This window comes from Falsiroseomonas sp. CW058 (assembly GCF_050563535.1).
GTDB lineage: Bacteria > Pseudomonadota > Alphaproteobacteria > Acetobacterales > Acetobacteraceae > Falsiroseomonas.
Genome location: NZ_JBNXUO010000002.1, coordinates 154,562 through 163,437 on the forward strand (window position 1 = coordinate 154,562; position 8,876 = coordinate 163,437).

Annotated in this window: 11 protein-coding genes; 5 read left to right on the forward strand and 6 right to left on the reverse strand. The window is 73.9% G+C overall.

Annotated elements, in window-relative coordinates; genetic code table 11:
* Positions 1-25: 25 nt before the first annotated feature.
* The 3 genes from ACK8OX_RS02535 to ACK8OX_RS02545 are packed head-to-tail and all read right to left on the reverse strand — an operon-like array spanning position 26 to position 3,275.
* Complete coding sequence (locus ACK8OX_RS02535) at positions 26-472, reverse strand: phosphatidylglycerophosphatase A family protein (RefSeq protein ID WP_430662348.1); 447 nt, start codon at positions 470-472, stop codon at positions 26-28.
* The gene (locus ACK8OX_RS02540; RefSeq protein WP_430662349.1) at positions 469-1,311 is read right to left on the reverse strand and encodes an alpha/beta fold hydrolase; all 843 of its coding nucleotides are present in this window, start codon (positions 1,309-1,311) and stop codon (positions 469-471) included. Before ACK8OX_RS02540 ends, ACK8OX_RS02535 begins: the two co-directional genes overlap by 4 nt.
* The gene (locus ACK8OX_RS02545; protein WP_430662350.1) at positions 1,308-3,275 is read right to left on the reverse strand and encodes a transglycosylase SLT domain-containing protein; all 1,968 of its coding nucleotides are present in this window, start codon (positions 3,273-3,275) and stop codon (positions 1,308-1,310) included. The genes ACK8OX_RS02540 and ACK8OX_RS02545 overlap by 4 nt, the downstream gene beginning before the upstream one ends.
* 125 nt (positions 3,276-3,400) lie before the next feature.
* Between ACK8OX_RS02545 and dapA the strand changes: the two genes are divergently transcribed.
* Both dapA and smpB read left to right on the forward strand, forming a co-directional pair.
* A complete protein-coding gene (gene dapA / locus ACK8OX_RS02550) occupies positions 3,401-4,279 on the forward strand; it encodes a 4-hydroxy-tetrahydrodipicolinate synthase (protein WP_430662351.1) in 879 nt (292 codons plus the stop codon).
* A 3-nt stretch (positions 4,280-4,282) separates the two neighbouring features.
* Complete coding sequence (gene smpB, locus ACK8OX_RS02555) at positions 4,283-4,768, forward strand: SsrA-binding protein SmpB (protein ID WP_430662352.1); 486 nt, start codon at positions 4,283-4,285, stop codon at positions 4,766-4,768.
* Positions 4,769-4,802: 34 nt separating this feature from the next.
* Here the strand turns inward: smpB and ACK8OX_RS02560 are convergent, their stop codons facing one another.
* Complete coding sequence (locus ACK8OX_RS02560) at positions 4,803-5,513, reverse strand: type 1 glutamine amidotransferase domain-containing protein (protein ID WP_430662353.1); 711 nt, start codon at positions 5,511-5,513, stop codon at positions 4,803-4,805.
* Between the two features lie 142 nt (positions 5,514-5,655).
* Between ACK8OX_RS02560 and ACK8OX_RS02565 the strand changes: the two genes are divergently transcribed.
* Positions 5,656-6,327, forward strand: a complete 672-nt coding sequence (locus ACK8OX_RS02565; RefSeq protein ID WP_430662354.1) for a sulfite oxidase-like oxidoreductase — start codon at positions 5,656-5,658, stop codon at positions 6,325-6,327.
* Complete coding sequence (locus tag ACK8OX_RS02570; protein WP_430662355.1) at positions 6,320-6,883, forward strand: glutathione peroxidase; 564 nt, start codon at positions 6,320-6,322, stop codon at positions 6,881-6,883. The genes ACK8OX_RS02565 and ACK8OX_RS02570 overlap by 8 nt, the downstream gene beginning before the upstream one ends.
* A 13-nt stretch (positions 6,884-6,896) precedes the next feature.
* Here ACK8OX_RS02570 and ACK8OX_RS02575 read toward each other — a convergent pair whose 3' ends face one another.
* On the reverse strand, positions 6,897-7,544 hold the full coding sequence (locus ACK8OX_RS02575; RefSeq protein WP_430662356.1) for a uracil-DNA glycosylase: 648 nt from the start codon (positions 7,542-7,544) through the stop codon (positions 6,897-6,899).
* A complete protein-coding gene (locus ACK8OX_RS02580) occupies positions 7,541-8,167 on the reverse strand; it encodes an NYN domain-containing protein (RefSeq protein WP_430662357.1) in 627 nt (208 codons plus the stop codon). The genes ACK8OX_RS02575 and ACK8OX_RS02580 overlap by 4 nt, the downstream gene beginning before the upstream one ends.
* A gap of 83 nt (positions 8,168-8,250) precedes the next feature.
* Here ACK8OX_RS02580 and folK point away from each other — a divergent pair, with 83 nt between their 5' ends.
* Positions 8,251-8,760 (forward strand): 2-amino-4-hydroxy-6-hydroxymethyldihydropteridine diphosphokinase, encoded by a 510-nt coding sequence (gene folK / locus ACK8OX_RS02585; RefSeq protein ID WP_430662358.1) that lies wholly within the window; start codon positions 8,251-8,253, stop codon positions 8,758-8,760.
* Positions 8,761-8,876 lie beyond the last annotated feature (116 nt).

Below are 8,876 nucleotides of genomic sequence, written 5' to 3' on the forward strand. Positions count from 1 at the left end.
GTCCTCCGGGACCGCCCAGCCTGCCCTAGCCAAGCGCCCCCGGCCAGAGCCACGCGGCGCCGAGCAGCACCGCCGCCGCCATCGCCCCGGCCAGCAGGTCGTCCAGCATCACCCCCAGCGCCCCGCCGCGTGCATCGGCCCAGGAAACCGGCCAGGGCTTCACGATGTCGAACAGGCGGAACAGCGCGAAGGCGGCGAGCACGCCCGGCAGCGTCGCCGCCGGCAGCGCGGCGAGCGCGAGCAGCATTCCCGCCGCCTCGTCCGCCACGAACCAGCCGGGGTCCTCGGCCCGGTCGCGCAGCACCTCCCGCGCGGCCCAGGCGCCGGCGGCGGTGAACAGCGCGGCCAGCGCCAGGCAGCCTACCGGCCCGGCCAGCGCCAGCGGCAGCACCACCGCGCTGCCCCAGGTCCCGGGAGCCGGCTTCATCAGCCCCGCGCCGCCGAGCGTCGCGACCAGCATCGCCGGCGTCATCGGATGGCGTCGAGGAAGCGGTCCAGCGCGGGCACCACCACCGCTTCCTCCAGCGTCGGGCAATGGCCGGTGGCGGGGACGTTGATGAATTCCATATCCGGCCTCTCCCGCCGCATCCGCTGCGCGGTGGCGGGGGAGAGCAGGTCGGACAACTCGCCCCGCACCAGCATCACCGGCACATGCGCCAGCGCGCCGAAGGCGGGCCAGAGTTCGGGCATGCGGCCGCCGCCGCCGCGCAGCACCTCCGCAATGCGGATGTCCCAGCGCGGGTGGAACAGGCCGTCGGGCCCGGCGGCATAGGTCAGCGCGGCGAAATGCAGCCACCCGGCCTCGTCCAGCGTCAGCGGCGGCAGCACCGCGCGCAGATGCGCGGCCGCGGCTTCCAACCCCGGCAGCGCGGGATCGCGCCCGACGAAGGCCTCGACATGGCCGAGCCCGACATCCTCCAGCACCGGCCCCACATCGTTCAGCACCACCCCCGCGATGGCGGTCGGCCGCAGCACCGCCAGCACCATCGCCAGGATGCCGCCATAGCTGGTGCCGACGATCACGGCGCGCGGGCAGTGCAGCGCCGCCATCGCATCCGTGACGTCGCGCAGCGAGTGCGGGATGCCGTAGCGCGAGACCTCCTCCGGCCGCGCGCTGCCGCCGTGCCCGGCATGGTCCAGCGCCAGCACGCGCCGCACGCCCGCATGTCGCGCCGCGAGCGCCGCGAAATCCTGCGCCGTCCGCGTCAGGCCCGGCAGGCACAGGATCGGCGTCCGCCCCTCCGGCCCCGGACGGTCGAGCGCCGCGAGCCGCAGCCCGTCCCGTGCGCTGAGGTGGCGCACCACGCTCACCGCCGGCCCTCCATCAGCGCGGCCAGCGGGTGCGGCAGGCCGGCCGTCGCGGGGTCCCGCGCGCGGTAGACGACGACATTCTCCACCACCCGCTGCACGTAGTTCCGCGTCTCGCCGAAGGGGATCGTCTCGATCCAGTCCAGGATGTGAATCCCCCCCGGCACGCGCGGGTCGCCATAGGTGCCGAGCCATTCGTCCACCCGCCCCGGCCCCGCATTGTAGGCGCCGGCCGCGAGCGGCATGGCGCCGCCGTAGCGCGTCAGCATGTCGTTGATGTAGGCGCTGCCGAGGCGGAGGTTGTGCGCGGCATCCGCCGTCAGCATCGCGGTGCTGTGCGGGATGCCGAGCCGCCGCGCGACGGCCTGCGCGGTCGTCGGCAGAAGCTGCATCGGCCCGCGCGCATTGGCCGGGGAGATGGCCGCAAGCTCGAAGTTGCTCTCCTGCCGGGTGATGGCGTTCACCAGCGCGGGCTCCGCGCCATCGGCCGGGGTGGGGAAGGGGGTGGGCCAGCCATCCTCCAGCAGCACCACGCCATCCGCCCCCGACCGCCGCGCGACCCAGACCGCATGGTCGCGCCGCCCGATGAAGACCGCGAGCCGCGCGATCAGCCAACGGTCGGCGGCATCGGGCGAGAGGTCCTCCATCCGCAGCAGGAAGACCCGCGCCCGGTCGGACTGGCCGAGATCGGCGAGCGTGACGACGGCGCGCGCCAGTTCCCGCGCGCCGAAGCGGTTCACCACCTCGGCCGGGGGCTCCGGCAGGGCGGCGGCGTTGATCCTCGCGGCCAGCTGCGCCGGCGTCTCGCCCAGCGCCAGGCTGGCGAGCTGCCCGTAGAAGGCGGTGGGGAAGGCGGCGGCAGTGGCGAACCGGGCCCTCGCCGCGCCGTCCTGCCCGCGCGCGGCCAGCGCCAGCCCTTCCCAGTAGGCGGCGCGGGCGCGGGTGATGACGCTGCGGCTGCCCTCCGCGACGCGGGCGAAGTGGCGTTCCGCCAGGGCGGCGTCGCCCAGGCGGCGCAGCGCGATGAAGCCGGCCAGGAACTCCCCCTCCTGCCGCGGCTCGCCGGGCTCGGCCTGCCCGTGGTTCGCAGCGATCCGGTAGGCGGTGGCGGCATCGCCGAGCCGCAGCAGCTTGCGCGCCAGCACCTGCCGCTCGGTCCAGACGGCGCGCGCGGCCTCGGGCGGCAGGTCGCGCTGCAACGTCTCCCCCGCGCTCCAGACCGCCGCGGCCTCGGCATCCGCATCGCGGCGGCGCAATGCGCGGGCGCGGTCGTGCACCAGGCCGATGTCGCGGGCATCGGGCACCGCGGTCGCGCGGTCCGCGCGGAAGGAAAGCCGCGCCTCGGCCACCGCGCGGCGGGTGGGGTCGAGCCTGGGCAGCAGGCGCGCGGCCGCGGCGGCCCCGTTCTCCCACAGCAGCCGGTCGAAGCGGCGCCAGTGGTCGTCGGGGCCGAGCAGCGCGGCGTTGCGGTCGGCGAAGGCGGCCTCGGCCATCGGGTCGGCAGCGGGGCCGCTCCGCCAGGCCTCGCGCAGCACCGCCGCGGCTTCCGCCCCGCGCCCGGCGCGGGACAGGGCATCGGCATGGCGCTGCGCGGCGTCCGGCGTGCGGGGCGCGACGCGGTTGAAATGGCGCAGCACCGTCGCGTCGTCGGGCTCGGCGGCCAGCGCCTCCTCCGCGCGGCGGGCGATTGTCTCGGGCAGGGGCCAGTCCGGGTTGGCCTCGATCCAGGCGGCGATCTCGGCGCCGGTCGCGCCGGAGCTGCGCGCCTGCACCCGCAGCCAGGTGACGAGCTTGCGCGCCAGCGGATCGGCCGCGAGGGCGACGCTGTCCGCTTCCAGGAAGCGGTTCTGCTGAGCCGCCGCCAGCGCCTGCCGCCCGGCGAGCCGCGCGCCCTCGCTCGCCCATGGCTGGGCACCGGCGGCGAGGGGGAGGAGCAGGAGGGGCAGGGCGAGCAGGGCGCGGCGCATGGGCCCGAGCATTAGCCGATCCGGCCGCGGGCCGCGACAGGGACGGCCCGCGGGCCGCGACCTTGTCCGCGCCGGGGCGGATCATTAGGTTGCGTCCCCCATCCCCACGTCACGGATACCCCGACATGTTCAGCGGATCGCTGGTGGCGCTGATCACGCCGATGCAGGCCGACGGCTCGCTGGACCTCAAGGCCTTCACCGACTTCGTCGAGTGGCAGGTCGCCGAGGGCACGCAGGGCCTCATCCCGGTCGGCACCACCGGCGAAAGCCCGACGCTGAGCCACGAGGAGCACCACCTGGTGGTGGAGCACTGCATCGCCGCGGCGCGTGGCCGCGTGCCGGTGATGGCCGGCACCGGCAGCAATTCCACGGCGGAGGCGATCGACCTGACGCGCCATGCGAAGCAGGCGGGGGCGGATGCCGCGCTGGTGGTCACGCCCTACTACAACAAGCCGACGCAGGAAGGCCTGTACCGCCACTACATGGCGATCGCGGATGCGGTGGACCTGCCAGTCTTCATCTACAACATCCCCGGCCGCAGCGTGATCGACATGACGGTCGAGACCATGGCGCGGCTTGCGAAGCACCCGAACATCGTCGGCGTGAAGGACGCGACGGCGAAGCTGGAGCGCCCGGTTCACACGCGCCTCGCCTGCGGGGCGGACTTCATCCAGCTCTCGGGGGAGGACCACACCGTGCTCCCCTACCTCGCGGCCGGCGGGCATGGCTGCATCAGCGTCACCGCCAACATCGCGCCCCGCCTCTGCCGCGCCATGCACGACGCCTGGGCGGCCGGACGGCTGAAGGAGGCGATCGCGATCCAGGACCGGCTGACGCCGGTGCATGACGCGCTGTTCAGCGAGACCTCGCCCGGGCCGGTGAAGTTCGCGGCCAGCCTGCTCGGCCGCGGCACCGATGCCTGCCGCCTGCCGCTCGCGCCCATCGGGGAGGCGACGGGCGCGCGCGTCCGCGCCGCGATGCAGGGCGCGGGGCTGCTGAACTAGCGCATGGCGGAACCCCGCAAGAAGGGCCTGATCAGCCACGGCATCGCCTCGCAGAACCGCAAGGCGCGCTTCGACTACAAGATCGGCGACACGGTCGAGGCCGGGCTGATGCTGGTCGGGCCCGAGGTGAAGTCGCTCCGCGCCGGCCGCGCCACGCTGGCCGAGGCCTGGGCCGGCGAGCGCGACGGGGAGATGTGGCTGTTCAACTGCTACATCCCCGAATGGCAGGCCGGCAGCTTCGTCGCCCGGTTCGAGCCGCGGCGCCCGCGCAAGCTGCTGCTGCACCGGAAGCAGGTGCGGGAGCTGACCGGCAGCATCACGCGCGAGGGCATCACGCTGGTGCCGCTGCAGATCCACTTCAACGAACGTGGCCGCGCCAAGGTCCTGCTCGGCATCGCCGAGGGCAAGAAGAAGCACGACAAGCGCGCCGCCATCGCGGACCGCGACTGGGCGCGCGACAAGGCGCGGCTGATGCGGAACCGGGGATAGGCGCGCGGCCTTCCCCCGGCCCGCTCTGCGCCCGTCACGCGGCCTTCGGCACCGCCGCCACGCCCATCGCCTCCAGCATCAGCTCCGCCACCCGCGCGGAGGACATGGGGTTCTGGCCGGTCACCAGGTTGCCGTCGCGCACGGCATGGGGCGTGAAGGGGGCGCTGCCCTCGAACCGGCCGCCGAGTTCGCGCAGCCGCGTCTCGAGCAGGAAGGGCATCACGTCCGTCAGGCCGACCGCCTCCTCCTCGGCATCCGTGAAGCCGTTGACGCGCCGGCCCTCCACCACCGGGCGGCCATCGGCGCGCCGCGCCGCGACCAGCCCCGCCGGGCCGTGGCAGACGGCGCCCACCGCCTTGCCGGCATCGAACATCGCGCCGACGAGGTTGGCGAGTTGCCCGCTGCGCGGCAGGTCCCACATCGTGCCATGCCCGCCGGGCAGGAAGATGCCGGCCAGCGCCGCGCTGCGATGCGCGCCGACCGGGCTGGTGTTGCGCATGGCGATCATCGCCGCCGCATCCGCCATGAAGCGGCGCACCGCGGGCGGGTTGTCCGCCTGGTCCTCCGCCAGGCTGGTCGGGTCCGCGACGGGCGAGCCGCCGTTGAGGGTGGACAGCAGCACCTCCATCCCGGCATCCCGGAAGGCCCAGTAGGGGACGGCCAGCTCCTCCCAGTGGTAGCCGGTGCGCCGGCCGGTGGTGCCGAGCGCGGCGTGGCTGGTCAGGACGATGAGGACCTTCGGCATGGGACGCGGCTCCGCTGCGGGCGGCGGGATGCCGGCCCGGTCGCGCGCCCCAACGCGCGAGGCGCCCGAATGCTCCGCCGGCCGGCCGCGGCCCTTGCATCCCGCCCCCGGCTCCGCACCTATCGCGCCTGAGGGAGATCCCATGGCCGAGGACGAGGACGTGCCGCTGACCGGCCAGGTCCGGCAGAAGCTGGTGGAGACGAAGCAGGCCTGGGCGCGCGACGGGCGGCTTCTGACCGGCGCCACCAGCACCCCCGACCGGGACCGCCTGCCGCCCGGGCAGCGCCTGGTGCAGGACTGGCCGGTGCTGGATCTCGGCGTGCAGCCGGACGTGAACCCGGCCAACTGGCGCCTGCGGGTCGAGGGGCTGGTGATGGCGCCGCTCCGCCTCACCCTCGACGAATTCCGCGCCCTGCCGCAGGCGGACCGCGTGAACGACATCCACTGCGTGACGCAATGGAGCCGCTACGACAACCGATGGCAGGGCGTGCCAGTGCGGGACCTGCTGGCGATGGCCCGTCCGAAGGACGAGGCGCGGTTCGTCTCCCTCACCAGCTATGACGGCTACACCACCAACCTCGCGATGGAGGACTTCGCGCGGGAGGAGAACCTGTTCGCCCATTCCTGGGAGGGCCGGCCGCTCGAGCGCCAGCATGGCGGGCCGGTGCGGCTGGTGGTGCCGCATCTCTATTTCTGGAAAAGTCCGAAATGGGTCACCCGCATCGAGCTGCTGCGCGAGGACCGGCCCGGCTTCTGGGAGGTGCGGGGCTACCACAACCGCGGCGATCCCTGGATGGAGGAACGCTATGGCTGACATCGCCCGGCGCGCGGTGCTCGCGGCGTCGCTTGCGGCAGCGGCCGCGCCGGCCATGGCCTCGGGCCCGGCCCGCACCGCCTTCGACTTCACCCTCGACGCGCTGGAGGGCGGGAGCCTGCCGCTGGCCGAGCATCGCGGCCGCGCGCTGCTGGTGGTGAACACCGCGAGCTTCTGCGGCTTCACCCCGCAATACGCCGCGCTGCAACGCCTGCATGACCGCTTCGCCCCGCGCGGCTTCGCGGTGATCGGCGTGCCGTCCAACGACTTCCGGCAGGAGAGCACGGAGGCCGCGCGCATCCGCGACTTTTGCGACACGATGTACGGCATCACCTTCCCCATGGCGGGGCTGACGCGGGTGTCCGGGCAGGGGGCGCATCCGTTCTTCGCGTGGCTTGCCGCGCGGGCGGGCGGGCCGCCGCGCTGGAACTTCCACAAATACCTGGTGGCCCGCGACGGCCGTTCGGTGCGCGCCTTTCCCACCGCGACGGAGCCGGACAGCACGCCGATGACGCGCGCGGTCGAAGCGGCGCTGGACGGCCGGCCCCTGGCGTGAGCGACCGATCGCATCAGGCGGTCCGGCGCAGCAGCTCCTCCACCACCCCTTCGAACATCTCCGTCGTGAGGCGGCCGGTCTGGGTGTTGTAGCGGCTGACATGGTAGCTGTCGGCCAGCAGCAGGCCGCCAGGCAGGTCGTGCAGCGCGCCATGGGCGAATTTGTGCCGCGCCGCCGGGATGCGAAGGCTGCGCAGCAGCGCGTTGTGGGCGACGAGGCCGAGCGCGAGGACCGCCCGCAGCACCGGCATGGCGTCTCGTTCCGCCACGAAGAAGCGGTTGCAGGTCGCGACCTCGGCGGGGGTGGGCAGGTTCTGGGGCGGGACGCAGCGGACGGCGTTGACGATCCGCACCCCGGTCAGCTCCATCCCGTCCATCGGGTCCTCGCGGTATTCCCCGCGCGCGAGACCGTATTTCAGCAGCGTCGCATAAAGAAGCTTGCCGGCATGGTCGCCGGTGAAGGGGCGGCCGGTGCGGTTCGCGCCTTTCACCCCCGGCGCCATGCCCAGCACCATGATGCGCGAGTCGCGCGGCCCCCAGCAGGGCACCGGGGCATTGTGCCAGCCCGGCCATGTCGCCCGGTTCGCCAGGCGGTACTCGACCAGCCGCGGGCAGAGCGGGCAGTCGCGCCCGGGCTCCTCCGCCGGTGCGGCCGCCGTCACTCCGGCACGTCCACCGTGTCGCGGAAGGGTTCGGCCGGGGTGGCGCGCGGGCGGTCCGGCGCGCGGATCGGCGCGGGGCGGGGGCGGGGCTCCACCTGGCGGCGGGTGATCTCGGGCGCGAGGTCGGCGAGGTCGATGAACTGGTCGGCCTGCCGGCGCAGCTCGTCCCCGATCATCCCGGGCTGGGTGCGGATGGTGGACAGCACGGTGACGCGGATGCCCTGCTGCTGCGCCGCCTCGACCAGGCGTCGCAGGTCGCCGTCCCCGGCGAAGATCACGGCATGGTCGAGCCGCGGGGCGAGGGTCAGCACATCCACCGCCATCTCCACCTCGATATGGCCGCGGACGCGGCGGCGGCCGGCGGCATCGGTGAATTCCCGCGCGGGCTTGGTCACCACGCAGTAGCCGTTGTAGCCCAGCCAGTCGACCAACGGGCGGAGCGGCGAGTACTCGTCGTTCTCCAGCAGCGCCGTGTAGTAGGAGGCGCGGATCAGCCGCGCCTGCCGGCGGAAGACGTTGAGCAGGTTGCGGTAGTCCACGTCGAAGCCGAGGTTGCGCGACGCGGCGTAGAGATGTGCGCCGTCGATGAAGATGCCGAGGCGGTCCTGGGGGTCGAAATGCACGGCGTGATCTTTCACTTCAATGGCGGGGAACATAGAGGCCCGGGGCCGGAACGTCACGATGCCGAGGCGATGGGCGCGATCTCGTGATCCTGGTCGCGCTCGGCGCCAACCTGCCCGGCCCGGACGGGCGCCCTGCGCTGGAGACCTGCCGGGCCGCGGCGGCGCGGCTCGACGGGATACCGGGAGTGCGTTTGCGCGCGCTGTCCCGCTGGTACTCAACGGCACCCGTCCCGGCCGTGTCCGGGGTTCCGGACTATGTGAACGGGGTGGCGCTGCTGGAGGCGCGCAGGGGTTGCGGAGCCCCCGATCCGGCACGGCTGTTGCGAGATCTCCAGGCCATCGAGACCATCTTCGGTCGCGTTCGTCCCTATCGTGATGCGCCGCGGACGCTGGACCTCGATCTTGTCGGAATCGGGGCGGTCCGGCGCGACACACCCGATCCGGTCCTGCCGCATCCCCGCATGCACGCCCGCGCCTTCGTGCTCGCGCCGCTCTGCGACGTGGCGCCGGGCTGGGTGCATCCCGGGTTGGGGCGCAGCGCGGCCGCGCTGCTTGCGGAGGTCGACCTGGCGGGGATCCGGGTGGCGGGATAGGAGCTGCGGCGCTTGCATCTCCCGGCCGGGATGGCTAGATCGGAGGTTCACCAAAGGTGGGGAGGGGTCCGCCCGCGCGGCTGCGCGCCGGGGCAGCCCCCTCGACACCCGGGGTC

What these genes read in the sequence shown, in the direction of transcription:
- ACK8OX_RS02545 (WP_430662350.1), bottom strand. Translation starts at nt 3,275, where the DNA reads ATGCGCCGCGCCCTGCTCGCCCTGCCCCTCCTGCTCCTCCCCCTCGCC.
- smpB (WP_430662352.1), top strand. Translation starts at nt 4,283, where the DNA reads ATGGCGGAACCCCGCAAGAAGGGCCTGATCAGCCACGGCATCGCCTCG.
- ACK8OX_RS02565 (WP_430662354.1), top strand. Translation starts at nt 5,656, where the DNA reads ATGGCCGAGGACGAGGACGTGCCGCTGACCGGCCAGGTCCGGCAGAAG.
- dapA (WP_430662351.1), top strand. Translation starts at nt 3,401, where the DNA reads ATGTTCAGCGGATCGCTGGTGGCGCTGATCACGCCGATGCAGGCCGAC.
- ACK8OX_RS02570 (WP_430662355.1), top strand. Translation starts at nt 6,320, where the DNA reads ATGGCTGACATCGCCCGGCGCGCGGTGCTCGCGGCGTCGCTTGCGGCA.
- ACK8OX_RS02560 (WP_430662353.1), bottom strand. Translation starts at nt 5,513, where the DNA reads ATGCCGAAGGTCCTCATCGTCCTGACCAGCCACGCCGCGCTCGGCACC.
- ACK8OX_RS02535 (WP_430662348.1), bottom strand. Translation starts at nt 472, where the DNA reads ATGACGCCGGCGATGCTGGTCGCGACGCTCGGCGGCGCGGGGCTGATG.